Origin of the sequence: Phaeobacter cretensis (assembly GCF_047372505.1) — a bacterium.
GTDB lineage: Bacteria > Pseudomonadota > Alphaproteobacteria > Rhodobacterales > Rhodobacteraceae > Phaeobacter > Phaeobacter cretensis.
The window spans coordinates 3,686,223-3,712,190 of record NZ_JBKBEU010000001.1 but is presented as its reverse complement, the minus strand read 5'-3'; the positions used below and the strand labels follow the sequence as shown (position 1 = coordinate 3,712,190).

At 55.7% G+C, this 25,968-nt stretch carries 26 protein-coding genes; 7 read left to right on the top strand and 19 right to left on the bottom strand.

Features of this window, described 5'->3' with window-relative positions; translation table 11 throughout:
* Positions 1-24 precede the first annotated feature (24 nt).
* The 16 genes from ACEWZM_RS17600 to ACEWZM_RS17525 all read right to left on the bottom strand — a co-directional run bounded on the left by ACEWZM_RS17600 (position 25) and on the right by ACEWZM_RS17525 (position 16,834).
* The gene (locus ACEWZM_RS17600) at positions 25-1,626 is read right to left on the bottom strand and encodes a class I adenylate-forming enzyme family protein (RefSeq protein WP_414007677.1); all 1,602 of its coding nucleotides are present in this window, start codon (positions 1,624-1,626) and stop codon (positions 25-27) included.
* Complete coding sequence (locus tag ACEWZM_RS17595; RefSeq protein ID WP_414007676.1) at positions 1,610-2,632, bottom strand: beta-ketoacyl-[acyl-carrier-protein] synthase family protein; 1,023 nt, start codon at positions 2,630-2,632, stop codon at positions 1,610-1,612. The genes ACEWZM_RS17600 and ACEWZM_RS17595 overlap by 17 nt, the downstream gene beginning before the upstream one ends.
* The gene (locus tag ACEWZM_RS17590) at positions 2,629-3,504 is read right to left on the bottom strand and encodes a hypothetical protein (protein ID WP_414007675.1); all 876 of its coding nucleotides are present in this window, start codon (positions 3,502-3,504) and stop codon (positions 2,629-2,631) included. The genes ACEWZM_RS17595 and ACEWZM_RS17590 overlap by 4 nt, the downstream gene beginning before the upstream one ends.
* Positions 3,501-5,981: an acyl-CoA dehydrogenase family protein gene (locus tag ACEWZM_RS17585; RefSeq protein ID WP_414007674.1), complete on the bottom strand. Its 2,481-nt coding sequence runs from the start codon at positions 5,979-5,981 to the stop codon at positions 3,501-3,503. Before ACEWZM_RS17585 ends, ACEWZM_RS17590 begins: the two co-directional genes overlap by 4 nt.
* A gap of 2 nt (positions 5,982-5,983) precedes the next feature.
* On the bottom strand, positions 5,984-6,265 hold the full coding sequence (locus tag ACEWZM_RS17580; protein ID WP_414007673.1) for a hypothetical protein: 282 nt from the start codon (positions 6,263-6,265) through the stop codon (positions 5,984-5,986).
* Positions 6,266-6,288: 23 nt separating this feature from the next.
* Complete coding sequence (locus ACEWZM_RS17575; protein ID WP_414007672.1) at positions 6,289-7,224, bottom strand: 3-oxoacyl-[acyl-carrier-protein] synthase III C-terminal domain-containing protein; 936 nt, start codon at positions 7,222-7,224, stop codon at positions 6,289-6,291.
* Entirely contained in the window at positions 7,208-8,185 is a 978-nt protein-coding gene (locus ACEWZM_RS17570; protein WP_414007671.1) for an alpha/beta fold hydrolase, read from the bottom strand. The genes ACEWZM_RS17575 and ACEWZM_RS17570 overlap by 17 nt, the downstream gene beginning before the upstream one ends.
* The gene (locus tag ACEWZM_RS17565; protein ID WP_414007670.1) at positions 8,175-9,551 is read right to left on the bottom strand and encodes an MATE family efflux transporter; all 1,377 of its coding nucleotides are present in this window, start codon (positions 9,549-9,551) and stop codon (positions 8,175-8,177) included. The genes ACEWZM_RS17570 and ACEWZM_RS17565 overlap by 11 nt, the downstream gene beginning before the upstream one ends.
* A 4-nt stretch (positions 9,552-9,555) precedes the next feature.
* Positions 9,556-10,062, bottom strand: coding sequence for a hypothetical protein (locus tag ACEWZM_RS17560; RefSeq protein ID WP_414007669.1), 507 nt, complete (start codon positions 10,060-10,062; stop codon positions 9,556-9,558).
* Positions 10,063-10,064: 2 nt separating this feature from the next.
* Positions 10,065-10,745, bottom strand: a complete 681-nt coding sequence (locus tag ACEWZM_RS17555) for a hypothetical protein (protein WP_414007668.1) — start codon at positions 10,743-10,745, stop codon at positions 10,065-10,067.
* Positions 10,738-10,998 carry a phosphopantetheine-binding protein gene (locus tag ACEWZM_RS17550; protein ID WP_414007667.1) on the bottom strand — a complete coding sequence of 87 codons (261 nt, stop codon included), beginning with the start codon at positions 10,996-10,998 and terminating at the stop codon, positions 10,738-10,740. The genes ACEWZM_RS17555 and ACEWZM_RS17550 overlap by 8 nt, the downstream gene beginning before the upstream one ends.
* Positions 10,999-11,022: 24 nt before the next feature.
* Entirely contained in the window at positions 11,023-11,958 is a 936-nt protein-coding gene (locus ACEWZM_RS17545; RefSeq protein WP_414007666.1) for a 3-oxoacyl-[acyl-carrier-protein] synthase III C-terminal domain-containing protein, read from the bottom strand.
* 676 nt (positions 11,959-12,634) lie between these two features.
* A complete protein-coding gene (locus ACEWZM_RS17540) occupies positions 12,635-13,837 on the bottom strand; it encodes an ABC transporter permease (protein ID WP_414007665.1) in 1,203 nt (400 codons plus the stop codon).
* 4 nt (positions 13,838-13,841) lie between these two features.
* Positions 13,842-14,984: an ABC transporter permease gene (locus tag ACEWZM_RS17535; RefSeq protein WP_414007664.1), complete on the bottom strand. Its 1,143-nt coding sequence runs from the start codon at positions 14,982-14,984 to the stop codon at positions 13,842-13,844.
* On the bottom strand, positions 14,981-15,688 hold the full coding sequence (locus tag ACEWZM_RS17530) for an ABC transporter ATP-binding protein (RefSeq protein ID WP_414007663.1): 708 nt from the start codon (positions 15,686-15,688) through the stop codon (positions 14,981-14,983). The genes ACEWZM_RS17535 and ACEWZM_RS17530 overlap by 4 nt, the downstream gene beginning before the upstream one ends.
* A 27-nt stretch (positions 15,689-15,715) precedes the next feature.
* Entirely contained in the window at positions 15,716-16,834 is a 1,119-nt protein-coding gene (locus ACEWZM_RS17525; protein WP_414007662.1) for an efflux RND transporter periplasmic adaptor subunit, read from the bottom strand.
* Between the two features lie 478 nt (positions 16,835-17,312).
* On the opposite strand from ACEWZM_RS17525, the gene ACEWZM_RS17520 reads away from it, so the two are divergent.
* From ACEWZM_RS17520 to ACEWZM_RS17510, 3 genes are all read left to right on the top strand, one after another.
* Complete coding sequence (locus tag ACEWZM_RS17520; RefSeq protein ID WP_414007661.1) at positions 17,313-17,753, top strand: ester cyclase; 441 nt, start codon at positions 17,313-17,315, stop codon at positions 17,751-17,753.
* 124 nt (positions 17,754-17,877) lie between these two features.
* A complete protein-coding gene (chrA, locus tag ACEWZM_RS17515) occupies positions 17,878-19,176 on the top strand; it encodes a chromate efflux transporter (RefSeq protein WP_414007660.1) in 1,299 nt (432 codons plus the stop codon).
* Between the two features lie 136 nt (positions 19,177-19,312).
* A complete protein-coding gene (locus ACEWZM_RS17510) occupies positions 19,313-19,789 on the top strand; it encodes an SspB family protein (protein ID WP_414007659.1) in 477 nt (158 codons plus the stop codon).
* 225 nt (positions 19,790-20,014) lie between these two features.
* Here the strand turns inward: ACEWZM_RS17510 and ACEWZM_RS17505 are convergent, their stop codons facing one another.
* Positions 20,015-20,596, bottom strand: a complete 582-nt coding sequence (locus ACEWZM_RS17505) for a hypothetical protein (protein WP_414008074.1) — start codon at positions 20,594-20,596, stop codon at positions 20,015-20,017.
* A 221-nt stretch (positions 20,597-20,817) separates the two neighbouring features.
* On the opposite strand from ACEWZM_RS17505, the gene fumC reads away from it, so the two are divergent.
* The 4 genes from fumC to ACEWZM_RS17485 all read left to right on the top strand — a co-directional run bounded on the left by fumC (position 20,818) and on the right by ACEWZM_RS17485 (position 23,117).
* Complete coding sequence (fumC, locus tag ACEWZM_RS17500) at positions 20,818-22,212, top strand: class II fumarate hydratase (RefSeq protein WP_414007658.1); 1,395 nt, start codon at positions 20,818-20,820, stop codon at positions 22,210-22,212.
* The gene (locus tag ACEWZM_RS17495) at positions 22,212-22,391 is read left to right on the top strand and encodes a DUF4169 family protein (RefSeq protein WP_414007657.1); all 180 of its coding nucleotides are present in this window, start codon (positions 22,212-22,214) and stop codon (positions 22,389-22,391) included. The genes fumC and ACEWZM_RS17495 overlap by 1 nt, the downstream gene beginning before the upstream one ends.
* Positions 22,384-22,635 (top strand): ribbon-helix-helix domain-containing protein, encoded by a 252-nt coding sequence (locus tag ACEWZM_RS17490; RefSeq protein ID WP_414007656.1) that lies wholly within the window; start codon positions 22,384-22,386, stop codon positions 22,633-22,635. The genes ACEWZM_RS17495 and ACEWZM_RS17490 overlap by 8 nt, the downstream gene beginning before the upstream one ends.
* A 98-nt stretch (positions 22,636-22,733) precedes the next feature.
* Positions 22,734-23,117, top strand: coding sequence for a hypothetical protein (locus tag ACEWZM_RS17485; protein ID WP_414007655.1), 384 nt, complete (start codon positions 22,734-22,736; stop codon positions 23,115-23,117).
* Here the strand turns inward: ACEWZM_RS17485 and ACEWZM_RS17480 are convergent.
* Both ACEWZM_RS17480 and ACEWZM_RS17475 read right to left on the bottom strand, forming a co-directional pair.
* A complete protein-coding gene (locus ACEWZM_RS17480; RefSeq protein ID WP_414007654.1) occupies positions 23,114-24,583 on the bottom strand; it encodes a cytochrome P450 in 1,470 nt (489 codons plus the stop codon). The genes ACEWZM_RS17485 and ACEWZM_RS17480 overlap by 4 nt on opposite strands.
* A complete protein-coding gene (locus tag ACEWZM_RS17475) occupies positions 24,583-25,878 on the bottom strand; it encodes a hypothetical protein (protein ID WP_414007653.1) in 1,296 nt (431 codons plus the stop codon). Before ACEWZM_RS17475 ends, ACEWZM_RS17480 begins: the two co-directional genes overlap by 1 nt.
* Positions 25,879-25,968 lie beyond the last annotated feature (90 nt).

Here is a 25,968-nt window from a genome sequence, read left to right as displayed (position 1 = left end):
GTCTGGATCAGGACCAGAATGGGGTCAGCTCAGGACTGGCTCTGCGTGTGGGCGACTGGTAGATGCGGAGTGTTTTGCGGGCGGTGTTCCCTCGTCCAACCACTCACGCAACAGATGGCGGTCGATCTTGCCATTGCCGTTGCGCGCCAATGCATCGACAACCAAAATGCGGGCAGGAACGACATGGGCCTCCAATCGGTCGGCGCACCACGCCTTCAGCGCGCGTGCAGTGTCTGGCGAGGCCGCATCCGGGCCGCTCACAACCGCGCAACATTGCTGACCATAGACCGGGTGCTCGACGCCGAGCGCACAGACCTCTTCGACGTCCGGATGTGCAATGAGAGCGGTTTCGACCTCGCTTGGTGCGACCTTCTCGCCAGCGACCTTCAGAATGTCGTCCGAGCGGCTGATGAAATAAACAAACCCGTCTTCGTCTAGACGACAGGTATCGCCGGTATAGAGCACCTGTTCACCCGGCATTGGCCCAGGGCGAAGCTTGTCAGCGGTCTTTTCCGGGTTGTTCAGATAGCCCTTCATAACAGTCGATCCGCGAATGACCAGTTCCCCGGTTGCGTTGCGCCGATGGGTATTGCCCTCGGCATCCACCACCCAGAGTTCGGTGTTCGGTATGGCTTTGCCCACACTGGTTCTGCGCCGTGTCAATTCGGCAGGGTCAAGGTAGGTGCACCGGTGGCATTCGGTGAGGCCGTACATGGAAAACACCGTTGCATTCGGAAATATCGTCTCAAGCTGGTCAATGAACGGCGCATGAAGCGCTGCTGCTGTGCTTGAGATGCTGCGAACCGCAGAAAAATCATAGCGCGCGGCCAAAGGCGCAATGAGCGGTACCATAGTGGGCACGACGGGAAACACTGTTGCGCCGCTTTTGGAGAGCCGTTGCAGAGCAAACAGCGGTCGCGCAAAAGACGGCTCCACCAGCAGGCAAGCCCCGGTGAGCGTCGCCATGGTCAATTGGTGCAACCCATAGTCAAAGGTCATCGGAATGGCGCAGAAGATACGATCAGAGGCCTGATACCCAAGATACTCCGCGACCGACCGGGCGGCGCTCGTCATATTGAGATGCGAGAGCATCACGCCCTTTGGGTTTCCGGTGGATCCGGATGTGTAGATAATGGCAGCCAGGTCCTGATCCAACACCACTGCAGGTGCGCGTTGGTCGATGTCGCCGACCCCATTTAGCGCGGTAGTGAATGTCGTCTCAGCGCCAAAACTGATCGTCGCAGCTTCAGAGCCAGCGTCTTGTAAGGATTGCGTGATCTTTGACGACTGGTCCGCATCGTGGATCACTGCAGTTGCCGCACAATCTGCAAGTACAAAGGCAAGCTTTGCCGCCTTTGTATCAGTGTTGAGCGGAACCGCTACCGCACCTGCGTATAGTGTGCCCCAAAATGCGGCACAGAACCCGACAGAGTTGCTCATACAAAGCACCACGTGATCACCGCGTGCCACGCCCTGCTGTTTCAGCAGGTGCGCAATGCGCTGGGCGCGGTCGTGCATTTCCGCGAATGTAAGCCGAATTGTGCTGTCTTCGACAGCTGTCGATTGCGGATGATTGGACACTGCCTGTTCAAGGAAATCTGTCAGGAGATTATGCTGAGAGAGCATGGTTGCCGCTCCTTTTGAAGGAAATGGAATTGGTGGAAGACGTCGCCGCGCGGGGCGCACTCACCTGGCATCCGGCGGCATAGCCACCCATGCCAACAGAGAGCAGTGTTGCGGCGTTTTCTCGCGCACTGTTGAAACGTGAATTCGGGTCATCCAGTTCCTGCTTCAGCAGCAAAAAGGGATCGACCGTGTAGCAATGTCCGACATCCGGCAGCAGCCCGAGACTGATACGATCTGAGGACACACCTGTTTCGGCACAAAAACTGGCCCAGGCCATCCGATTGACATTGTGAGGGAGAAGAGAGGAACGGCTATTCAAACGAAACCCAAGATCCCGCAGCGTCTTGCTGACGATCTGCCCATGGGCAGCGTAAAACGACCCCATCTGCGCCGTCGTCCCCTTGTAGCCAAAGGAAAACCTTGGATGGCAAGTCAGCGAGATGTCACCGATCTGTAGCCCTTGACCCGAGGGCGCGCCGGGTTCTTCTGTCAGCAGCAACCCACAGAAGGCGTCCCCCATCAATGTGCTGCCGGGTACATAGCGATCAGCCAAAGCCAATCTCTCATGCCCGTCGCCTGCAACCACAGCTACCACGCGTGCGCGACCTGCTTTCAGAAGCGTACGGGCCAGTTCAAGTGCCCAGATCAGCCCGGCGCAATTGGTTTGGTCGAGATCGAATTTCTGCTGAACCTTTGCAAGGAAACCAAATTCCTGACGCAGTCGCGGCAGGACAGCACCAGAAGGGCCATCACGCATTGGTAAGCCGCGGACATGGATAAGCGTATCTGGTAGTGCCGCATCGCCACCCTGCGCCTGCAAATCCTCAAGTATGCGTGCGAATTGGTCGTAACGTGTCTCCTTGGTCGAACACGCCGAGACTTGAGCCAGACCAAACAAACGCTCGAACACGCGCGCCTCCGACTGAGAGCCGCCGGCGTCACGGATAATTTCCTCCGCGTCGATGCGCCCTTCGGGGATATAGGTTGCGAGCGCGGTCAGTCTCATGCTGCCAGTCTCACGTTATCTGCGACTACCATGACGGCTGACACCGCGTTGCGCTCTTGGCTCAGCACCAGATAAGCGCCGTTCGCCCCTTGGGATTGTGCGTCTTGTAACGCTGCAAATGGTGCCGAACACAGCAACCGCGTGGACTGAGCAATCACCTGCCCTGCATGCCCTGCCCTGTTCAACAGATCCGGCGGCGCTATCAGGCAGACAGTTTCCGGCGCATGGCCCATCTCTGAGCAGAGTTCTGCAACGGCTGCCTCCAGATCGTCCTGCTTTGTCAGCGCCAGGCGGCGATACCCTGCATAGCGCATCCCGCTGCGCACATCGCGTTCCAGGACCATGGCGGCAGCGCTATTGATCGGCTGCAAGGATTCAACAACAGGCGAGCGATAGAGCAGATGTTTTTGATCCATCGAGAGCAGCAGTGCCTTGCGACGTCCCGCCTTGAGATAGCGGGATGCACAATGCATCGCAAAAAGCGGCGCCGTACGCCCCCGATCTGAGATCGCAAAGCCGAACCCATCTTTCACGCCAAGATGATGCAGAGCGAAGTTCGTCACGGATGTGCCCAGATGGATATCCGGCAACCAATGAGCCATCAGCACCAGATCAATGTCTGACAGATCCATGCGTGCTGACAGATCATCCAACAGCTCCCGCGTCATGGCCGCATAGGGTGCGCGGTCTTCAGCGGTCAACCAAGTCTGAACATTACTGTCATCAGGCTTGTAGGTTTTGCCATTGGCGCGGAAGAACCGGCTATTGTAGTCCTCCCAATAGTCCACTTCCTTGAGCCAGTTGGGGTCTGCGGCCTCCAAGCCACCGAATTCTCGGCAGATCAGGCTACCCGGCACAATGCGCAAACTCATTGATCTACCCCCGCAGTATAAGCCCGGTAGGCATTCAAAAGGTGGATATTGCTGGTGCCCTCCATGTACTCAAAGGCTTTGACATCGCGGCACCGCCGACGCAGTTCGGCATCCTGCAAAAAGCGCATCGGATCCTGATCCGTGATCCGGCGGACCACCTGATCGACAAAGCTGACGGCCTGCATCTTGATCTTGCTGATGTCTTGAACCTTGGGGCGACGGCTCTCTTGCGCCTGGATCACCTTGACCAGCTGCACCAATAGCGCCGTATGTCTGGCCAGCAGGTCCTGATAGGACGGCAGTCGCGCCGGATCTTCCAGCATTAGCTCAATGAGACCCCGGCCCGATCCAAGCGCCATCGCGGCCACCATTGGGCGGTTGCGCTCAAAGACACCGTTGATGGCCATAAAACCATCACGCAACGATCGCCCGCCAGCGCCGAGGATCATATCCGTCGTCACAGGAAAATCGGTCAGGGTCATCTGGCAAAGATCAGCGCCGCGTAGCCCATTGGTGCCAAGCCGTTCGATCTTTACGCAGTCCGGCGCATCAGAAGGTGCGATCATCACCAGGCCCATGCGCCCGGTCTCTTCAATATGAGCAAAGAACAAGCCTATGTCGGCGCGTGCTATGCCGCCAACCAGTGTTTTGACACCGTTCAGGACCAGCTTGCCGTTCTTTGTGCCCAAGGTACTGCGCCCATTGGATGCATCGGACCCGGCATTTGGTTCCGTAACTGCAAAGAATGTTCCCTGCGGGCCAAACCGGTAGCCTTCAAAGAACCGCGCAATCTGAGCATCAGTGCCCGTTGCAAGCACTGCGCCGCCGGACAATGACGGCCCCGGCAGCGAGAGGATGCAGTTGGCATCAAACCGCGCCAGACGTTCGACCATGGCGACGTGCAGCCCGTAGGGGCAATCTGAGATACCGAGGCCGCTGTCACGCAGAGGAAAGCCGTTGAATTTCTCTGGCACGCCTATAGTGGTCAGCGCGCGGACTGTTGGGTTCTTCCACAATGCAGTCCAGCTCTCGGGGTCGCGATCAAGGCTGGCACCGGTTTCCCGGAACAGCGACTGCAGGTCTGCTAGCCGCTCAAGACAGGGATCTGTAAATGGCGTTCCCTCCAAGCCGTTTCCAGGCGCTGAGGAATAGAGATCAGCCAGCACGGCTGGATTGGGATTTAGCGTGGCACTGACCGTCGAGCGCAAGTCACATGGCTGCTGTAGTGCAAGACGTGCGTCAACCGTATCGCGGGAGCGCACAAGTGTCAGCGCTGTGCCATCGATCATGACTTCTGCCGGTGCGCCAAAACCAAGGAAGCCCACAGGTGAGGCCGTTGGCCCATAGGCCCCGGACTGTCCGATTGAAATCAGGTCGCCTACCTCCGGGCGTGCCATCGGGACGGATTTGCCAATCACATCCTGTGGCGTGCAAAGCGGACCGGTCAGTGTCCATGGGTGTGCGGCGTCATCTTTAATCTCACCCTGACCATCACGCAGGAGTCTGATCGGGAAATTTTTGCGCAGAAAGCCCTGGCCAGCTGCGGCGGTGTGGACGTTTGAGCCACCATCACAGATGGCGAAATGCTCGCCCTTGCTGCTCTTAGTTTGCTGTACGCGGGTTACAAATTGCCCGGACGGGCCCGACAGGTAGCGCCCAAGTTCAATCACAACCCGGGTCTGCGGATGTACGGTTCCAAAAGCTTGCACAAGTGGCGTGACCTCTTGCCCAAGGGCGTCAAGATCCAGTTCCATCTCGCCATCGTAGTAAGGGATACCAAAGCCACCGCCCACATCAACAAAATCCAACGGCGCCGTCAGCGTTGGTATAATTTCGGCGGCCAGGGAAAGAATATTGCGCACATTCGCGACAACAGTTTCATAGGTCAGGATACGGGTGCCCATATAGGCGTGCAGACCACACACCCGCAGATGCGAACACACTTCGGCCTTGGCCAGCACATCAGACAGTTCGGCCTGGTCGATGCCGAATTGCGTTGGCCTCCCGCTCATATTCAGCTTGGCGCCACCTGCGTGGAAGTCAGGATTGACTCTGAGGGCGATGTTCTGAATGCAGCCACGCGCGCTTGCGAGGGTATTGATCTGGGTCAGCTCATGGGCCGATTCCACCACAATGGCCTTGATCCCCAACTCGATGGCCCGTGCCAGCTCCGCCTCGGACTTACCTGGCCCGACCATCAGGATACGCTCGGGTCTGGCGCCTGCCTGAAGGCTCGTTTCCAGTTCCAGCAGCGAGGAAACCTCGCAGCCAGCGCCATGGCTGTGCAATACCCGCGTCACTGAGAGGTTGGGATTGGATTTCAGCGAATAGAAAAAATCAACCTGCGGCAAAGCGGTACGGAGCGCATCCAGCCGCGCTCGCAATACCGCTGCATCATAGAGGTAAAACGGCGTTCCGGCGGTCGCCGCGATCTCATCAATATATCGCAGATCAGTATCGGGGTATAAAGCAGTCATTCTTATACCCCTTCCGGCAGGCACATGCGGGTTTCGAGGAACCCGCACAGAGTTGAGATACCTGAAACCACCGTGTTGATTTCGCTTTCGCCAACCGACAGGAATTCGGTTGGGTCAATCCGGGTCACCTCTCCCAATGCGGTCACGAACTGCACCAGTTCAAGCGAGTTCAACAGGCCTGAAACCCCGTAGATCGGGCTGCCATTTAGTGCGGCCTCAACGCGCTCTGGCCCGAGGCCAATGCCTTGCAGAGCGTCGCGGACAATCAATTGATGATCTGTCATGTTTCTTCTCCAGTACTCTGAATTTAAAGAGGTTTGTTAACCTGAACCAAAGTGCATGTAGCCGTAGCACCTAAGCCGATGCTGAACAGAAGGAGCCGGTCGCTAGCGTCCAGCTTGTCCTCATTGATGAGCTGTCTGAGGTTGATGAAAGGATCGGCACCAAAGCAGTGTCCGAAATGCGCAATCGTCGAGAGGCAGATCTTGTGGCGATCAAACCCAAGGATTTGCGCAACCATGATCCAGGACGCCATGTTGACATTGTGCGGCAGGACGAACCGCACATCATCCATCCCAAGGTCAAACTGCTTCAGCGCGTTGGTCAGCGTGCTACACGCAAAATCGAGATACATGTCCTCGAACCCCTCAAGGTAGGGTTCGTCCAGATGTCCTGTATTCTGCCAGAACCGCGGGTCATGTTGTGTGTAGCTGTCAACAATCTCCAGAGGGCCCGCTTCTCGGCTCACCAAGACAGCGGCGGCGCACTCGCCCATGATCGTGGTGTTCTCGATCAACCGCACATCCGGGTGAAAAGCTTTTTCGGCAATCAGAACAAGACCTGCGTCTGCATCTCCAAGCAGATGATCCATTGACGACAGCATCGACAGCCCGGTCGCGCAATGGTTCATCGTGGCGCTGAACACCTCAAGCCCCTGTTCCGCAAATGGCGCAAGGATCGATGAGCTTTCATTATCGCAATACGTGATCGCAGGTAGGGTATGGCAATGGCTTACATGGCTCAGCGACGCAGCACTTCGCGGGTTACGGGCCAGAAGGCGGTCGACCGCACCGGACGTCATCTGATCAAGAGGCGCTTGCTCGTCATAGTGGAACGCTTCAAAACCAAAGAAACGTGAAAACATACGCCGCTGGTTCCGGCTCAACGACAGGTCTTCGGAAATCTCCTCCAAAAACTCGGTACGCTCAGGGTGGTCCAGTTCAAAATCAACGATGTGCAGCATCTTTTGCTCCTTCGTCCGATGTCTTATGAAGGAAGCACTCCACAAGGCCCAAAAGGTCGGGATGGCGCAACACTGTTCGATGGTTGCAATTACGCAGGTAAATGGGCGCCAGCGTCTCTCGCGCCGCGCAGATGCTCTGCGCCTCAGATGGGGGCACCTGCCAGTCATTCTGTGCGTGGATAACCAGCAACGGCAGATGTGTTTCCCGGCATTCGACCGGCCCGATCTCTGCCAGTGACCTGCCGCAGATCTTCTGGTAGCGGCGCATCACGGCGGTTCCGGTGTTGGCGGGTTGTCCGGTAAAACGCAGATAGAGATCCATCAGGCGGTCGAGAGACGACGGTGCTGAAATGGTCACCATTCGCTGCGTCTTTAGTCCCAGCCCAAGTGCGATCATCGCAATCAGACCGCCAGCGGAATGGCCAATCACTACGTCATATGGTGTGACCGATGAACACTGCTTTGCCAGCCGCGCTGCTACCGCCACAAAACTCCGTACCGGGCCACGCGATTTGCCGGTACCGGGTAAATCCGGGACATCAACATGGAAACCACGGCTGGCCAGATCCTGTGCCAATGGCAGCATCATGCGCCCGTCAGCGTTCCACCCGTGGATCAGCAGGATACGCGGTCCCTGCTTTGAGCCGAGTTGCCTGACATGAAGCCTGTGCTGCCGGATGAACAGGCCCTTGAATAGGCCCGGCCAAGGGCCTTTGCTGATGCGCTCAGCCGGAAGCGGAACTGGAGCTTCAGACTGATTTCGGTGAAACCGGCGCAGCAGCAGTTTTGCCGACAACTCAGGCGACATGCGGTCCAGAATATCGATTTCCAGACGGCGCAGCCGGGCGCGGGCAGTTCGTAGCCGCAGCACTGGTTCCTGTGGCGCTGATTTCCGCGCGGCCCGTAGCCAGCGGTAGCCGCCCTGTGCCAGTAGTCCGGGCAATGCGAGTTCATACAGCATCGCGACGCCCCTGTTGACGCAGGAGGAAAATAAACTGGATCAGGAACAAGCCGAACGTCAGGCCACTGACCACACACAACAGCCAAATCGCCATATTCAGATCATGACCAAGGTATTGAGCGTAGAACACAACTCCGCCGGTGATGATTTCGGTGACGATAGCGATAACGAGGACCTGAGTGGCCCGCCCTAGCTGTTCCATGACCACCTGCAGCATTGCCGCACCTGACACAAAGAAGAACGTCAGTTGCAGTCCCTGCATCACCAGATCCGTCGCGGCGCGCAATTCGCTGCTGTTCTGGCTTGGGGAGACAAGGAGCCTGATCATGTTATCGCCCCAGAATGGCAACAGCGCGGTCAGGAGCCCGTAAAAGCCGAGCATGACTGGCACGCCAATTCCCAGATACTGTACGCGGGCAGCTGGAGTGCTGTTTTCCGCCAACTGGTTGACCAAGATCGCGATAACGGACCCGATGGCGATAGCCGGTATCATGAAGGAGACCCGAAACCGCATCACAACCAGAAAGGCAGAGGCATATTCGCTGCCAAAGTCTGCAAGTACCGGAAAAATAATGGCTGCGCTCAGCGAGCCAACCAAGATCGTCAGCGCAATCGGTGTCCCAACAAACATCAACAACTGCGTCGTGCGGGCTTTGACCTGCTCCTTGATATGAGTGATCGTCTGACCGGCTTCACGCTTTAGCAGCAGGACAATGACCGGCAACATCACGAGCGGCCCGACCATATTGCCAATCAGCACAGCCTCGAAACCCATGTCGTATTCAGTCAACAACACATAGGTTGTCAGCAGGTCGATCCCTGCCAGACCAAGGAACGGCAACAGGCTGCGGGCCAGTTTTCCCTGCCCGCGCATAGCGGCATAGAAGATGTCGAAAACCACAAAGGCGCTAAGAGACAGGATATAGAGTGGCAGATAATCAAGTGTCTGGCGAAACAGCGGATCTTCGACCGGAACATAAAGTGCTGCGACATAGGCAATCGCCGCAAAGACGCCGAGGCCGATTATGGCATAAGCTGACATTCTCCAGGATGCGGGAAAAATCGCAGAGCGCGGCCAGTTGTTCTTTGATCGGGCACTGAAAACTTGATTTGAGATCGCAAGACCTTCCATCAGGGCCAGCACCAAGAGAAAAGCAGGCTGAAGCATAGATTGCAGTTCAAGCGGCTCTGCCTGTGGCGCACGCGCCAGGATCGCCACTTTTCCCAGATGCAGACCAGATACGATAATCGCACCGGCCGCGAACGGGATTGCCATGACAATGATTTCGCAAAGGATCGACCAGACCGAACGACGCGGTGGTTGCAGGACCTCATCCGCGACAGATGGGAAAGTGGCTGGTTGCATAGTGCTAGCTCCGCGCTGAGGGGGAATGGTCGCCAAGATCGGAAAGACGGGCTGATAGAGCGGCCGCATCGGCGTTCTGTTCTGTCAGAGGGGTATCTGTGCAGGGATCTGCTGTGAGGACATAAAAACGGCTGTCCCAAGAGCTGCTGGTCTGCGCGGCATCTTCCAACACAACGATGGAAGAACTTAGCTGAAGCAACGCCTGAACAAAGCCGCGCGCCGATTTAGCTGTCGCTACGCTACTGATCCGTAGCGCATGAACTGGCCCCGCATGTTGCCAGTCATTGAGAATATCGAGCAGCTTGGGCGAACGTTCATCGGCGTGGTAGTCACGATGCAGGTAGACCAACGGCACACGGCTGTTTGGGCCAAGCCCAAACGCACCAGCAGTCGCGGCTTGTCCTGCAGAAATATGGGAGGGCGACATGTTGCGAAACGGGGTTCGAAAGACCCCTCGAGACACAACGAAAAGCCCATCTAAATCAAACAGATAATCACTGGTACACGTCATAATCAGCCCCGTTTCAGATCATCAGATACCGCATGAAATGCTGGCCGGATCAGAGCGAAAAACACCGAATCCAGAAATTCCAACCCGTGACATTGGCCTTCCAGTAACCCGCGCCCGCCCATGAGCTTGGACGCCTTGCTAAACAGAAGACTGGTCTCACGATGCGCAGAAAGCATCATCGCTGCGGTCTGCCCGCCGGGCAGTTGGATCTCTCCCATGAGACGATCGGCGGCCGCGCTGATCTCGGAAATTTGCGCCTTGATGAGTGGCTGGTGCAGAAGCTGGATGCCAAAACTCTCTCGCCCTTCAAGATGTCCAAAAGCGAGATCGAGACATTTCAACAGCCAACCAAGCCGCAGCGCGACAAACGCTGGGTTCGTATCGACCTTGCTCTGCGTTGCGGCTGCATCACATTGCGACAGCTGAAGGTCGAAGGCTTCCAGGCCGATCTCGTCCAGCGATGCGGTAAGTCTTGGCGTTCTGCCCGGATGATTCAAATCAATGATCGCGGCGCTATCTGATGCGCCAAGATCCGATGCATGGAGCGCCATTCCGTTGTAAGCCGGATAGGCTGGTTGGCCGGATAGGATCCGGCCCAGTTCTGCCAAAGCATCTTTTGGCGCGGTCCGACGCGCCAAAGTTGCCAAGGTCGACAAGTTGTCTGACGTGTCGAGATCAAACATGTTCGACCTGCCGCACACCAATGCGGTCTTCGATATGACTGACCAATGATGCCGCGTGATTGAACTCTTGCTGACCAATGGCATCGGGATCGAATTCTAAACCTTCGATCTGATCCTCAAGCGCCAGGAGAAACTGGACAAACATGTAAGAATCCAGATCGAAAGCCTTGTCCAGCTCTGTCTCTGGTGTGAGGCCGCTTACCTGCCGCTCCGTGACCTCGGAAAGGGCAGTTTCGATTGCCTTGAAAATCATCGCTGTCAATTGTCCATACCTCTGTTAGTTGACGTCCGTTCGTTCCAGCAGACAGGTCGCAAAAGTGACGCCTGTCCCAGCAGCCAGCACGAACACCTGGGTGCCGGGGGAAATCTGTTCGGGATGTGAAGTCTCGTGGTCGGTCAGGTTGACAAAGATGTCAGAACAATAACCGTGACCGAGACCTTGAATGTCGCCCTGAAAGCATCGCTGTTCCCAGCCAAAATGGCGCAGCACTGCGCGTGTGACTGGGAGATTGAGATTGTGTGGCACAAAACGGAAATCTGGTTTCAGCACGTCCGCGTAGCAGCTCAGGCAGTCTTCGATGAAGGCGGTCATGCCTTCCAGGTAATCGTCCTGAAGCGCCCGCCTGTCGTCTGCTGCCATGGCATCCGGGTTCTGGAAGTAGCGCGGCATGTGGTGCACGCGCGTGTCCATGAGGTTCCATTTACCCGGGCCAGCATTGAAGAGGGCCGCCGTCGGTAGTTCGCCCAACAGACCAACAGGCAGACGGGCCACATTATAGTGAAAGGCTTTCTCGCCTGTCAGAATGATAACAGGGCGGTCTTCCTCGCTGGCCTGAATGAAGCGCATAGCTGCAAGCGCAGAGGCACAGCTGGTCATTGTCAGCGAGTTGACCTCCCAACCTTTGAGACCGTGCTCATCAGCCAGGCAGCGGAGCCAATCCTGATCTGCAAAGCCGTGGTGGGTTTGTGTGCGACAATAATAGAGCGTACCGTTTTGCCGACGTAGCTGATCATGCTCTGCAAGCACCCCATCAAGCGCTGCGCCCAGCATTCCAGCCAGGTCATTACGATGCAGCCCAACGCTCTCGAGTTCAAAAAAGCGCTGGTACATTTTCACTGCGCCTTTGGTCAAACCATGACTAGGACCAAGATCGCCAAGCGGCACACGCGTGATTTCGTCAGGTGCAAAATGAATATGATTGAGCGGCAGCATGTCGTGTCCTTTTTGCTGAGGCGTCCTGCCGAAAACAGGAATTGATCAGCGATTTCTCGTTGTACTCTGTGGATTTCGCACAACCGAGGAACGACCTTTTTCGCGATAATGTACTCACTGAAACGTATATTCGAACCTCAGCTTGCCGCTGCGGCAGCGAGATGCCTAAGAAAGCTCAGGTCTGGCCACAACACGAGGATCTGCCCGTGTTTGGGGCTTGGAGTGCCAAATCAAAGAGTGATAAAAAATCAACATAAATCAACCTGAGGTTGCCAATAGAAATACCAAATACCGATCACGCCGACTTAACAGATTTTTGAACAATCACAGGATGTGGCTGCTTGGCCAAAAGGAATCACCTACTTTGCACGCAAGGTGCCTGAGCTGGCGTGAAGTTCATTTGAGATCTTCGCCTGGCACTCTGTGTGCTGGGCTCGCCTGCGCAGCTACTGCGATCCGAGAACACGTGGAGGCGCGGGTCGCTTGGTGCCTCGTCATGGCCCATTGCTTGTTCACGTGCTCGCGGCAGCGCTCTATGTCAGATCCCAGGCCGTATACAATCAGCATATGCGGCCCATATTCTTGGTTAGAGTATCGATCTATTCTGCTGGCAAAAAGAAACCGACCCCCAAAATGGGAGCCGGCACAGTTGATCCGTAACGATGTAGAAGGCGGGCTAGCCAGCAGATCGCAGGGCAGATGCAAGTTTGACCCGCGTCGCAGATAAGGCCGGCAATGCGCCACCGACCATACCAATGGCGACCCCCAGCAGCGCTCCATCCCGAAGGACATTGAGTGAGACTTCAAGCTGAAACGCGGTGGTCGTATTATTCGGGCCAACCGTACTTGCCTGCCAGCCATTGAACACCAACCAAGACGCAACGGCCCCGAGCAGCGCTCCGAAAGCAGACAGCACGACGGCTTCGACCCAGGTTCCGGCAAATGCTGACAACCGAGAAAAGCCTAAGGTTCGCACCGTAGCAATCTCCATCGATCTATTGGCCACCGACGTCATCATAGTGTTGATCGCCCCGACTGTAGCGCCGATCGACATCAGGATGGCCAGTGGCCAGCCAAACATACGGATCAACGTTGAGGTGCGCGCCGATTGTGCCGACAGCAACTGCACCTCGGTCACGGCGGTCAAAGGGGTTTGCGACAATGTGGGCAAGGCCGCCTGCAAAACCTCCAGGCCATCAGAACCGGCAAGGCTTGCACGCAGAATTTGTACCTGCCCCATCCGGTCAAAGGCAGATTGAACCGCCTCCAATCCGCCCCAAATTTCGGATTCCATAGCGCCTCCGCCGGCTTCAAAATGCCCGACGACCTGCCAGTCAACCGCCCCCAATCGAACACGCTCCCCGATCCCAAAAACACCTGTGCGCGCTGCAAGATCTCGACCCACGACAATTTCGCGGGTGCCGGGGGTGAAACTACGACCCACGGCAACTGCGGCGCTTTTCCTCAGCTCGATGCCCGTGAAATCCATGCCACGCATCGCCAATGTCAGGAGGGTCCCATTGGCGTCAGATTGGATCTCAACAGGTACAACTATTTCGCGTGAAAATAGCACAGCACCTGTATCATCACGCGTCAGGCCCAGATCCGCAGAGGTCGCTTGCAGACTACGAACAACCCCTGACGGAATGTCAGAGCTGGTTTCTTGATTGGTTCCCCCACCCAAAATCACCGCTATTCGCGCGGATCCATTTCCGGCCAACGCCGTCTCGAAGCCCTTGGCCATCGCCAAGAAACCGGTAAGCACCGCAACAACGAGCGCTACAGACAATACCATGGACAGGGAAATCCACAGTCGCCTCGGCAGGCTGCGTAAGTTGGCGGAGATCATCACTTTTACTTGTTTGATTTGCAAAAACATAAGCTTATCTCGCCTTGAACGCGTTAGAAACTGTGGTGCGCATCGCCAAGGCTGCGGGAAGACATCCGGTCACAACCCCCAGAAGCAATGTAATCCCCACCGATTTGCCAACAACAGAGCCGGTCAACACGAGACCAAGCGCCGGGCCTGCGAACTGTGTTGCGAGTTTGGTCAAACCAATCCCGATCGCCCCGCCAAAGATGAAAATAAGCAGAGTTTCACATAGTATTAGTACGACGATGAACCAGTTGGTGAACCCCAACGTCTTGAGAACGCCGATCTCGAAGGTCCGTTCGCGTACTGCGAACAACATCGTATTGATGACGATCATTAGGATTGTCACAAACGAAGCGCCCACCACTAGAGACACGATCAACTCAACATCGGCAAATTGGCGTAAAAAGGCCTCAAGAAATTGTTTTTCGGATTGGGTTCGTGTCGGAGCGCCAGTATTGGCAAACAACGCGTCAATCCGGGAGGCCAACGCACTCGCAGGCACGTCAGGTAAAGGCTGCACAATGAACCCGTCGACCGTATCCATATCACGGCTGCGCAAGGCGTTCACATAATCATAGTTCGCCAGCATGAAATATGTGTCGGTACTTGAGGTTGCACCTTCAAAGACGCCACCGACTTCGAACCGCCAATTTCGGGTGCCCCCGTCCTGCATGATATTGAACGATGTGACTTCGATCCGTTGCCCTGCACTCCAGCCTTGGGCATTTGCAAGCGCCCGACCGACCAGAACACGGTCCCTGCCCTGCTTTAGCGCAGCCAGAAGATCCGGGGTTAATCCAAGATTCTCGCCGTTGACCCGGGCAAATTCGTCTGCAGCGACGGCGTTGGCGACCACGACGTTACGCTCAACCTCGTTAAAGCCACGCAGGCGCGACATATACGTAACCTCTGCAACACCTTCTACAGTTTCGATCCGTCGAAGATGCGCAATCGGAAGGGTCTGACCCCGGCCCGATTTATTGATCACGCCAAGTATATCGTCATTGGCTCCGGCCGATCCCTGTGTGCCGGAGAGAAAGCTCGCGGTCAGGCCATAAATAAGAAAGGCAACTGCAATGCAGAATATCAGCAACAGCGTCCGCATCGGTTTACGCCAAGCATTGCGCCTGGCCAGTGTCAGAAAAGTCATGCGGCGACCTCTTGTCTCTCCACGAACTGACCCTTGTTCAAATGTAGGGTGCGGCTTGCATGGGTCGCGGCTTCTGGGTCATGAGTGACCATGACGATGGTCTTCTTTAGTTCGCGATTTAGAAACCCCAAAACCTCCAATACCTCGTCTGCCGAAACTCGGTCCAAATCACCAGTAGGCTCGTCGCATAGCAAAAGCGGTGGATCGCTGACGATGGCACGGGCAATGCCGACACGCTGCTGTTGGCCACCGGACATGCTGGATGGCAATTGTTTTCCACGGCCCGAAAGACCGACAAGATCAATGATCTTTTCAACTCGTGCCCGTCGTTCTGCACGGCCAATAGGCTTGAGCAGCAGCGGCAATTCGATATTTTCAGCGACGTTCAGTGTCGGTAGGAGATTGTAGAACTGAAATACAATCCCAACATTATGAGCACGCCAGTTTGATTTCTTCGCTTCGCCCAATTGCTCAAGTTTTGAATTGCCGATGCGAACGCTCCCTTGGTCCGGCGCATCAATCCCGCTCAACAGGTTTAGCATTGTGGATTTACCGGACCCAGAAGGCCCCATCACCGCCACGAATTCACCCGTGTCGATAGATAGGTTCAGATCGGAAAAGATCTGGATCTTCTCTTTGCTGAAGGTGAAACCCTTCGAGACAGCATTCAGCTGAATAAAGGGCATGTTCTGAGATGGGGACATGGAATTACTCCTCTAAAGATAGGGCGGTCAGGCATCACCCAAGGTGATGCGAATACGGGCGGCCATGTTCGGGCGGATACCCTCCGGCGGGCCATCAAGCTCGAGACGCAGCGAAATGGTACCTCTCTCGGCGGAGACGACCGGTGAAATACCTGCAACACGAAATCCGAAAGGCTGGTCTGGGAAACCGTCCAAAACAGCCTCGCCGGTCAAACCGATTTGCAGACGCGACACATTGGTTTCGGCAACTTCGGCATCGAGATAGACCGATGCCGTGTCGGTGATCACCATCAGATTGTCAGTGTCGCGAATGGTATCAACACGGGCCAGAACGGTGTTGCCAATGCGCGCTGACAGCTGAGTAATGATCCCGGACACCGGTGCGCGTATTATCAGCTCGTCCACGTGTTCCTGTGCGATCTGGACCTTCAAATCTGCCATACGCAAATCCTGTTCCGCTTGGCTCAAAGCGGTATTGGCCAAGCTCGAAGCGGTGGCTGCGTCCTGTGTCACCCGTTCTGATACGGTCTCTTTTGCGAACAAGGATGTCAGCCGGTCATAGTCGCGACTGGCTTGCTCGACCTCAATACGGCGAGTTTCCAATTGCAGCTGCGCCAACTCTTGGTCGATCAGCGCCGTTTGAAGCGCAAACTGCGCTCCGGGATCACTGACCTCTGCCAACGCTTGGCCAATTGTTACGTGGTCGCCCAACTCAACGAACAGCCCGGTTATGGTGCCCTCATATTTTGCGAAAACAGCCGCATAGTCCTGCACCATGACATAGCCCGACCCGGTTATCTCGGCCGTTGCTGACCGTATTGGAACCGTGCGGACACCACCGTTTGTACCGGGGTTGCTATCGGAAACTGATGCCGGTGCGGCCCGTGTTTCTTTTGGAATTTGTTCGGTGACGGTCTCGGGCTGACGCCCGCCCCAATCGCGCAGTAGCGCAATGTCAGGTACGTCACCGCGCCAGATAAATAGGCCTCCTGCACCCAAGAGGCTGACAAGCAGCATCCAGAGCTTCCAGGATGAGCGGCGAGATCCCCCGTCCTCAAAACTGGGTTGAACATCCGAGACGGGTCCAGCGGAAAGCGGGGTCAGTGCCTCGGCAAGATTGCGGTGGGTGTCGGTTTGTATGTTCATGACACATTGATCGGCCAATTCCGGCGCACATCGCGACCTAGAAGCCGCCCACGACGTACCAAATCGTCATTTGGCACCGTCTCAGTCCAATATCGAACACCTCTGGCATTCAAACCCTGTCCCGTACCCTGACGGTACAGCCTGCGCGCAAAACACGGTCGTTAATACGGCAGATCACCCTATATGAGCACGAGTTCAAATACGTAGCACAATGCCAGTCGTGAGCATTTGCACCCTACCAGCACTCACTTCAGGTTGCGACGCGCCAAGATGGATCAACAAGACGCTGTAAGTGAACAATAAATCCCGTTGAACTGTTGTTTACATTTGTGCTTCAGGCTTAGGTTCTAAATCACGAGGACACCCGATATCGCAAGCGGTACCAAATACAACGCAGACGAAAATTGACACCTGAGATACGCGGCCATATGGCTGGCGTTCTCCACTAATCAAGACCAAAGGGATTTACCTGACATACATGAAAAACAGCGAACGGGTCTTTCAATGGTTCCATGATGTTTGGGTTGATCACAATCTGGACCGTATTGAGCCTATGTTGCACCCCGATCTGGAGGTAAACGGCCCCCTGCATGGCGCTGTCGCCGTCGCCGAAGACTACCGCGAGGTTGTTGGTACGATTCGCAATATCATTCATGATCTCGATATCACGCTCACCCATGCGCTGGATGACGGTGACTACGCTGCGATACGGATGAGAGTGCTTGGCTACGGTCGCAGCGAGGATCATGCCTTGGACTACTCTGGTCAGCTGATCGTTCGTATGCAGGACGGCAGGATCCGTGAACTCCAGTCAAACTTTGACTATATGACAATGTTTGAGCAACTCGGTCAGTTACCACAAGACTGTCTGCCAATCTGTATGACTGGCGAGCGGTTAAACTGGACGGATGACGGATAGTGCCCTGCCGGTCGCACCATGATGTTTTTGTAATAGTCTCGTTTTCAGCCCTATAGCGCCGGCAGAGCACTGGTACAATGCGGGTAGAGTGGTACAACGTCAGCGTTCAGCCAGTGGTGCACGTATGACCGAGATTTCCACAGATCCCAAAGTCGCGCCTACGAGTGGTGGCAAATCTATGAACGATCTGCTGCGGGTCTTTGGCCGCATTGGTCTATTGTCCTTTGGCGGGCCCGCTGCGCAGATTGCCCTGATGCACAAAGAATTGGTCGAAGATCGTTCCTGGTTAAGTGAAACCGGGTTTCTGCGTGCTTTATCGTTTTGCATGATGCTGCCGGGGCCAGAGGCGATGCAGCTCGCAACCTATGCCGGCTGGCGCTTACGGGGTGGACTTGGCGGGTTGCTGGCGGGGCTATTGTTCGTCCTGCCCGGAGCCTTGGTCACTGGGGTATTGGTCTTTCTATATGTCAGCTTTGGTACGCAACCGATGGTCCAGTCAGCATTTCTAGGGATCAAAGCCGCGGTTGTAGCGATCGTCTTGCAAGCTTTGCAGCGTCTGGGAAAGAAGGCACTGCACGGGACTATTGATCTGGCGTTGGCAGCTTTCGGATTCATTGCGTTGTTCCTGTTTGGATTGCCGTTTCCGCTGGTGATCCTGATTGCCGGTATACTGGGAGCCCTTCGGGCACTGCCAACCGAAACCGGAACCACCGCGACTCCGGCAGTAGCGAAAGGCCGGTTCTGGCCAACGCTGTTGATTTGGGGATCACTGTGGCTGTTACCACTGGGGGCGCTCAGCATGTTCGGCCCACAGTTGTTGGCCGATATTGGCTGGTTCTTTGCCAAACTGGCAGTGGTCACCTTTGGTGGTGCCTATGCCGTGCTGGCCTATATGTCGCAAACTGTGGTTACGCAGTATCAATGGGTCGATACTGGCCAGATGATTGACGCGCTGGGATTGGCAGAGACCACGCCCGGTCCGCTGATCCTGGTGACGCAGTTTGTAGCCATGCTGGCGGGCGCATTTGCCTCGGGCATCTGGATGGCACTGGCAGCCGGGGTGGTTGCGCTCTGGGCGACCTTTCTGCCGTGCTTTCTATGGATCTTTCTGGCCGCTCCGCATGTGGAACGAATTGCCAGTCACCCAAGGCTGGGCGCTGCTCTGCGGGGGATTACTGCCGCGGTCGTTGGGGTGATCCTTAACCTGTCGGTCTGGTTTTTGCTGCATGTCCTCTTTCAGCAGATCTCGATAATGGAATTGCCCGGCATCACCCTGATGATGCCGGACATGGCCAGTCTTGACGTCAGCGCGGCTCTGCTGGTCTTGGCCGCACCGGTTGTGTCCTTGGTTTGCGGCGGTCGATTGGCGATTGTTCTGCCAATGATGGCGGCACTTGGCATGGCCATTTCGCAGGTGATCTGAGCCTAGGATTTACGGGATACAGATCACAACGCCGTCCTGCTAGTGTCAGAAATTATTTATGAATCTCTCACAAGCGGCCCTTTAGTTTCTGGTAAAAATCCGTATTCTAAAATCAAAGAGGCTTAAGGGTATCGGAATGTCCCGCGAAATTGATTATGGAAATCTGATGCATTCGGCCATGCGTGGCTTAATCCGCTCAGTTCTGGATGGGGTTGCGGAGCATGGGCTGCCCGGCAACCACCATTTCTTCATCACGTTTGACACCGCGCACCCGGATGCGGAACTGGCTGACTGGCTGTCAGATCGCTACCCCGGCGAGATGACCGTGGTTATGCAGCACTGGTTCGACAATCTTGATGTAGGAGAGGACGGCTTTGCCATCACTCTGAACTTTGGCGATTCACCAGAACCGCTGTATATTCCCTACGACGCCATCAAGACATTTGTTGATCCGTCCGTCGAATTTGGGCTGCGTTTTGAATCGCCAGAAGAAGACGGTGAAGCCGAAGAGATGATCGTCGAACTGGACGATGACGTCGAGATTGAGGTTGATGAAAACCCGGAAGACAAGAAACCGGCCGACGTTGTGTCGCTAGACAGTTTCCGGAAGTAATAGCTGGATAACACCCGCAATCGATCTATGCTGGATGCGCCGCATAATCTCATGTGGCGCATTTTTCATGCTCGGCGGTATCTATCTTCCAGACACCTTGGGGTCGCGCCACTCTTCTGCCAGAATTCAACCTTGTAATCCAGTTATTCTGGTTCGCAAATTCCACATGAGAAATGCTTCTTAACCTATTACAAATAAAATATTTAAAACGATAAGTCGCTACAATCAGTGACGCTCAAGAAAGGTCTTTAGTTCCTTACGCGGGAAGCCGTTTCGATGAGAGGAATATACTAGATCCAGACCGCCCTCTGCCAACGTCCGGTCGTATTGCTGCATCTCATAGTCACCGTTGGGACCTATGAACATGGAAAATACCGTGAGTGTATCCCCAACGATGCGGCCCCAGACATAGGGTTCCCCCTTCATCGGGTCCAGTTGCACGGTATGGCCAAAGACATTGCGTTTCATCGCCGCTGCAAAAATATCCGAACGTTCAGTTGCCTGAAATTCAACATTGTAAGATTTGGTTTTGCGCCGCCCGTCTTTCTTTAGTGAGGTTGTCGTCCACTGAACAAAGAAACTGTCTTCACTGTCTGAAATCGGGCCAATCTCGACGGTCGCATCTCGGTGTTCTTCGGTACCATCCGGATTTGGCACCACTAACGAACCTTCATAGTCGCCAAAGAAGGGGCGCACATCTGCTGCCATTGCCGGCCCGGTCAAACCCAATGCAACCATCAACATCAGTGCAGCAATACCCCCGATGCACAGGTGCGCGATCTGCGCAGAGTCTAGGCGTGGCAACATGGGGCGGTTGGTGAACACGGCGGATCCTCGATTTGGGGTCTGTCTCGGCTTAATCTAGCGGTCTTCTGGCCCGGCGCAATGGTTCATGCTGCAATGGGCTCTATACCTCGGGTCCGGATTGGCTATGCTGCGCGAAACTGCGCAATTGCCTCGTGGCCCTGCTCGGGGTAGACGGCATGCCGACGCATACAAACAGACATCATTGAGACGGAGAGAGACTTATGTCCGATACCCGCACCGAAACCGACAGCTTCGGTCCGCTTGAAGTCCCCGCCAACAAGTACTGGGGCGCTCAGACCCAGCGTTCGATCATGAACTTCCCCATTGGCTGGGAGAAACAGCCTGTCGCCATAGTGCGAGGGCTTGGCGTGATCAAACAGGCCTGTGCAATGGCAAACAAGGCCTCGGGCAAATTGGACACCAAGCTCGCAGATGCCATCATCCAGGCGGCGGGTGAGGTGATCGACGGCAAGTTTGATGATAATTTTCCGTTGGTGGTCTGGCAGACTGGCTCCGGCACGCAATCCAACATGAACTCTAATGAGGTTATCGCAAACCGTGCGATCGAAATCCTCGGCGGCACGATCGGATCTAAAGATCCGGTACACCCCAATGACCACTGTAATATGGGGCAGTCTTCCAATGACACGTTCCCGACCGCGATGCATATTGCTACCGCGATGTCGGTGCGCGATGTGCTGGTGCCCGGCCTGACCAAACTGGCCGAAGGGCTTGAGGCCAAGACAGAGGCCTTCAAGGATATCATCAAGATTGGCCGCACCCATACCCAAGATGCCACGCCCCTGACTCTCGGCCAGGAATTCGGCGGTTATGCACATCAGATCCGGCAAGGGTTGGCGCGGGTCGACGCAGCGATGCCTGGCATTTATGAACTGGCGCAAGGCGGCACCGCCGTTGGCACAGGCCTCAACACCCAAAACGGCTGGGGCGAAGAAGTGGCTGCCAATATGGCAGAAATCACCGGCCTGCCCTTTGTGACTGCACCGAACAAATTCGAAGCGCTGGCAGCCCATGATGCAATGGTATTCCTGTCAGGCGCGCTCGCAACCATTGCCGGAAGCTGCTACAAAATTGCCAATGACATCCGCTTTCTTGGTTCTGGCCCACGCTCCGGTCTGGGCGAACTGATCTTGCCTGAGAACGAGCCCGGTTCGTCCATTATGCCCGGCAAGGTGAACCCTACTCAGGCCGAGGCGCTGACGCAGGTCGCAGCACATGTGATGGGCAACAATGCAGCCATTACATTTGCAGGCTCCCAGGGGCATTTTGAGTTGAACGTCTACAATCCGATGATGTCGTACAACCTGTTGCAATCGATCCAGCTGCTGGGCGACGCGGCGGACAGCTTTACCGAGCGGATGCTAAAGGGCATCGAGGCCAATGAACCCCGCATTGAGAAGCTGATGAAAGAGTCGCTGATGCTGGTCACAGCGCTTGCGCCGACCATCGGCTATGACAATGCAACCAAGGTCGCCAAGACTGCGCATAAGAATGGCACAACACTGAAGGAAGAGGCCATTGCGCTTGGTTTCGTGGATGAAGCAACTTTTGATGCCGTGGTCCGTCCCGAAGACATGATCGGGCCAAAAGGCTGATGGCGGAGCCGGTCAATCTGAACCGGTACAGAAAAAACAAAGCGCTGGCCGAGAAAAAGGCCCGCGCTGACCAGAACTCTGTAGCCTTCGGCCGAACCAAGGCCGAAAAAGAACTGGACAAGGCCCGTAATGCACAGGATGTGAAACGGTTGGACGATCACAAACGCGACGATGAATAGCCGCCCCGAGAAACATTCTTTGACGCTACGTGGGCACCGCACATCGGTGTCGCTGGAGGACGAATTCTGGCAGGCCTTCCGCGAAATCGCAGCAGAAGATGGGCGTGCGATCAATGATTTGGCTGCTGAAATCGATGAAACACGCGGCGTGGATTGTGGTCTAGCGTCAGCCATCCGCCTGCATGTTTTGCGTCGGCTAAGAGCGCAACTTGTCGAATTGAACGACAAGCAATATTCCACCTAATTATAGGTCGGAATATCGTTAGAGATCGGCTTTCGTTAGAGATCGTTTGGGTCAAAATTCTATTTAAGACACATCAATTAATCAAAAGCGGATCTCATATGAAACCGCTGGCTCTTATTGCAGCACTGGCCTTAGTTTCTGCCTGTTCAGATACAATAAGCTATCCATCTCAGCTTGAGAAACAGGCCAACGCGGCGAACACGGTCTCTGCTACTCCGGTAAATGAAATCAGGCTCATATCGGCGACAACTGTTAACGGAGGAAACTTCACTTCGCTTCCGCCCATCAAGACGGCCGTTGCGAAGGTTACAGCCTTCCACCCTGCTCCTGCCGTTGCACAAGCGCAGCAAAAATTGCGAATTGAAGCCGCCAATGTCGGGGCCTACACTGTCATCGGCATCAACATTACCGGTGTCCAAGTCTGCCCGACGAGCTGGGGCTGCCGTCATGCAACAGGCACGCCGGTGAAATTTACCAACTAACGCTCTCTTTCTGGCTGCGCGTCGCTCTCAAGGGGTGTCAGACGCAGCCAGATACCGTTTTTCGACCGAACGGTGAGATGTGCGACTGGTACGGGTTCTTTGCCAGACACTGGCGTCACCCGATAGCGGCGCAGGATCATAGACAAGATCAGCGGCCCTTCGATCATCGCAAACCCTGCACCGGTACAGACCCGTGGTCCGGCAGAGAACGGAATATAAGCGTCTCTCTGACAGGTCTTGCCGTTCTCCGTTTGCCAGCGCCCCGGATCAAACCCATCGGGATTATCCCAGAGCCGCGTGTGGCGATGCAGATGCCAAGGACTGAGGACAACTTGCGCGCCTTCTGGCAAAATGCGATCCCGAAACTGCTGCGGACAGGTGGTTTCCCGCACCATCATCGGAACCGGTGGATACAGCCTGAGGGCCTCACGGAAAACATCTCGGCTGACCCTCAGCTTACTGACGTTTGCAAAGCTGTCCAAAGACAGCCCAGAGGCCTCTTTGGCGATCTGATCCTGCCAGTTCGGTGCAAGCGCCACCAAATAAAGCGCCCAAGCCAGAGCGGAAGCGCTGGTTTCATGTCCGGCCAGAAAGAAGATCGCCACCTGATCGACCATATCATCGGTCGAAAAAACCTCTCCGGTTTCAGGATCCGTGGTCGTCATAATTTTGGTCGCCAAATCATCGGGTGCCAGCCCCGCATCAATGGCTTGCATACGTCGTTGCGTTAGGTCGGTGATCAGGGCCCGGATCCGGGCCGCGTTTTGGCGTGTGGCAGGCCGATGAAAGCGCGGTACCCATCGCGGTAACGGCACAAAGGCAGCAAGGTTCAGGATTGGCTGGCTTTGCTGATAAGCGCGAAACCGGTCAAAGACCTCCTGTGCCACATGATGCTCTATCGGGATCGAAAACAGCGTACGAAAAATAACATCAGCTGCGGCGTGAGAGGTTTCGGCTTCAATCTCGATTGGTTGATCTGGCATCCCCGCCAACTGCCCGGATAGCCTCGTGATAGCGGCCTCAGCAGCGGCGTACATGGCTGGGTAGACCTGACGTAGCCGGCCGCCCTCAAATGCCGGATCAATAATCCGACGCTGGCGTTTCCAGATCTCGCCGTTGGTAAGGAAAACAGAGTTCCCCAAAAGCGGCCGGAGCCCCTCACTAATGCGGTTGGACTTGGGAAACGCATCCGGTTGCTGCTTAAGTACCGTGTCAACAAGATCAGGTTGGTTCACCAGATACGAGCGAAAGAAGGGCGTGCGAAACTCCGCCATCCAGGCGCGGTAGAGTTTCGCCGGTTGTGCCGACAGCAAATCGGCACGAAACAGCCGCAAGTAACGCCATAGCGAGACTTTTGCGGACCGGGCTGCAGGCTTGGGCGGGATCACCTGCTTAGCAATGGGTCCGGCATCGGTGCCTGTTCGGGCCACCTTAGCTGCCACCGCTTCATTTGAAACGTCTTCCATCAATCACCGACCGAAGTGTATTTGGAAGCCGTCACGTCGATCCGTGAGCGTGACGGTTTACGATTGCGATAGCGACTTTCTAATGTGTGCGGGCCCGCCGTAATCTGAAAGTAATCATACTCCCCCGGCTGATCAAAAGCGCAGAGATATTGGAAATGCAGTCGGAAAAACCGCCAGCGCAGAGCGGCCCATCGGGCAGGGCTGAGGGTCTGTGTGAAAGCAGCTGAGACAACCAGAGGCCAGCGTTTTTCAGACGGAGACACACCGCTAACTGCCACCGGATCGCAAAGCGCAAAGGCGCAACCATCCCCCGGCGCCGTCACATCCACCCAACACAGATCTCCTCGCCCGGCAAGATCGCGTAGATCGCGCCGTAGGCGATGCGCTTCGGGTAAGAAAGAAACCATTGGCACGACTTGTCCAAGGCTTAGAAAACCCAAAGAGGCATGGCGCACGCCCAGCCCGGTTTTCTGGACATCAGCAAGCACGCTGACGCCGACATGCGCACCCGAGGAATGACCAACGACCAACACCTCATCATAGGCAGGATCGCCAAGCACGGTAGCGATCTCACCTGCGAATAGTGCAATGCGTTGTTCCAGCTCAGGCGCATAGGCCCCCCGCAGAGCCGCCGAATGAGCATAGTCATGCATAAGGTAATATGCAAAAAGGCGACCATCCTGCTGCCGGAACCAGCGCATCAGCGCCGCAGCCGCAAAAAGCCCCGCTCCCCAGAACAGGAATGCCGTTGCGGCATCTACCATGTCCGATGTAAAACCAAGCTGGTTAACTCCCGCCTGCCCAATCTGCGCTATCAACAGCGCCACGACAAATGCCAGAACCGCCTGAAGCAAAAGCATGCCGACCGGGTAAAGCGCAGCAATCACCGGGCCTTTGCGCAACCACATCAATCGCCGCAATGTCCCGGTCGAGATATAGATCCATGCCGTGCGGACCATTTGCCAATAGGTCTGGGCAATGGTCGGGGCCATACTGCCCTGCACGATATCGGACCAGACCAACACCTCGACATCGCTCCTGGTCTCATGACCATCAATCTGGGCAGTGACCTGCCAGCCAAAACCTAGTGCGCCATCACTGGTCTTATCCCTACCCGACCGCGGCGAGAGGGCGAGCTCATAACCGGAAATCCTCGCCTGTTCAGCGCCTTCCGTTCGATATAATTCGCGGTAACGACGCGGCGGCATCGGGTCATAGCCCGGAATATAGAACACTTTGCGTCGGCGCACCAAAGGACCCTGCCCGTCGCCTTGTGGCGTTCGGCCTGCGCTCATCCCGCTCTCCGGTGCTGTGGAAGTCTTCTTGATACGCTCTTGCACGGACTGCACGACCCGTTCTGCCTGTTTATATTATGAACAGCTTAG

Excerpts from the sequence above, each read along its gene's own strand:
- ACEWZM_RS17600 (WP_414007677.1), bottom strand. The coding sequence starts at position 1,626 with ATGCTCTCTCAGCATAATCTCCTGACAGATTTCCTTGAACAGGCAGTG.
- ACEWZM_RS17595 (WP_414007676.1), bottom strand. The coding sequence starts at position 2,632 with ATGAGACTGACCGCGCTCGCAACCTATATCCCCGAAGGGCGCATCGAC.
- ACEWZM_RS17590 (WP_414007675.1), bottom strand. The coding sequence starts at position 3,504 with ATGAGTTTGCGCATTGTGCCGGGTAGCCTGATCTGCCGAGAATTCGGT.
- ACEWZM_RS17585 (WP_414007674.1), bottom strand. The coding sequence starts at position 5,981 with ATGACTGCTTTATACCCCGATACTGATCTGCGATATATTGATGAGATC.
- ACEWZM_RS17580 (WP_414007673.1), bottom strand. The coding sequence starts at position 6,265 with ATGACAGATCATCAATTGATTGTCCGCGACGCTCTGCAAGGCATTGGC.
- ACEWZM_RS17575 (WP_414007672.1), bottom strand. The coding sequence starts at position 7,224 with ATGCTGCACATCGTTGATTTTGAACTGGACCACCCTGAGCGTACCGAG.
- ACEWZM_RS17570 (WP_414007671.1), bottom strand. The coding sequence starts at position 8,185 with ATGCTGTATGAACTCGCATTGCCCGGACTACTGGCACAGGGCGGCTAC.
- ACEWZM_RS17565 (WP_414007670.1), bottom strand. The coding sequence starts at position 9,551 with ATGCAACCAGCCACTTTCCCATCTGTCGCGGATGAGGTCCTGCAACCA.
- ACEWZM_RS17560 (WP_414007669.1), bottom strand. The coding sequence starts at position 10,062 with ATGACGTGTACCAGTGATTATCTGTTTGATTTAGATGGGCTTTTCGTT.
- ACEWZM_RS17555 (WP_414007668.1), bottom strand. The coding sequence starts at position 10,745 with ATGTTTGATCTCGACACGTCAGACAACTTGTCGACCTTGGCAACTTTG.
- ACEWZM_RS17550 (WP_414007667.1), bottom strand. The coding sequence starts at position 10,998 with ATGATTTTCAAGGCAATCGAAACTGCCCTTTCCGAGGTCACGGAGCGG.
- ACEWZM_RS17545 (WP_414007666.1), bottom strand. The coding sequence starts at position 11,958 with ATGCTGCCGCTCAATCATATTCATTTTGCACCTGACGAAATCACGCGT.
- ACEWZM_RS17540 (WP_414007665.1), bottom strand. The coding sequence starts at position 13,837 with ATGTTTTTGCAAATCAAACAAGTAAAAGTGATGATCTCCGCCAACTTA.
- ACEWZM_RS17535 (WP_414007664.1), bottom strand. The coding sequence starts at position 14,984 with ATGACTTTTCTGACACTGGCCAGGCGCAATGCTTGGCGTAAACCGATG.
- ACEWZM_RS17530 (WP_414007663.1), bottom strand. The coding sequence starts at position 15,688 with ATGTCCCCATCTCAGAACATGCCCTTTATTCAGCTGAATGCTGTCTCG.
- ACEWZM_RS17525 (WP_414007662.1), bottom strand. The coding sequence starts at position 16,834 with ATGAACATACAAACCGACACCCACCGCAATCTTGCCGAGGCACTGACC.
- ACEWZM_RS17520 (WP_414007661.1), top strand. The coding sequence starts at position 17,313 with ATGAAAAACAGCGAACGGGTCTTTCAATGGTTCCATGATGTTTGGGTT.
- chrA (WP_414007660.1), top strand. The coding sequence starts at position 17,878 with ATGACCGAGATTTCCACAGATCCCAAAGTCGCGCCTACGAGTGGTGGC.
- ACEWZM_RS17510 (WP_414007659.1), top strand. The coding sequence starts at position 19,313 with ATGTCCCGCGAAATTGATTATGGAAATCTGATGCATTCGGCCATGCGT.
- ACEWZM_RS17505 (WP_414008074.1), bottom strand. The coding sequence starts at position 20,596 with ATGTTGCCACGCCTAGACTCTGCGCAGATCGCGCACCTGTGCATCGGG.
- fumC (WP_414007658.1), top strand. The coding sequence starts at position 20,818 with ATGTCCGATACCCGCACCGAAACCGACAGCTTCGGTCCGCTTGAAGTC.
- ACEWZM_RS17495 (WP_414007657.1), top strand. The coding sequence starts at position 22,212 with ATGGCGGAGCCGGTCAATCTGAACCGGTACAGAAAAAACAAAGCGCTG.
- ACEWZM_RS17490 (WP_414007656.1), top strand. The coding sequence starts at position 22,384 with ATGAATAGCCGCCCCGAGAAACATTCTTTGACGCTACGTGGGCACCGC.
- ACEWZM_RS17485 (WP_414007655.1), top strand. The coding sequence starts at position 22,734 with ATGAAACCGCTGGCTCTTATTGCAGCACTGGCCTTAGTTTCTGCCTGT.
- ACEWZM_RS17480 (WP_414007654.1), bottom strand. The coding sequence starts at position 24,583 with ATGGAAGACGTTTCAAATGAAGCGGTGGCAGCTAAGGTGGCCCGAACA.
- ACEWZM_RS17475 (WP_414007653.1), bottom strand. The coding sequence starts at position 25,878 with ATGAGCGCAGGCCGAACGCCACAAGGCGACGGGCAGGGTCCTTTGGTG.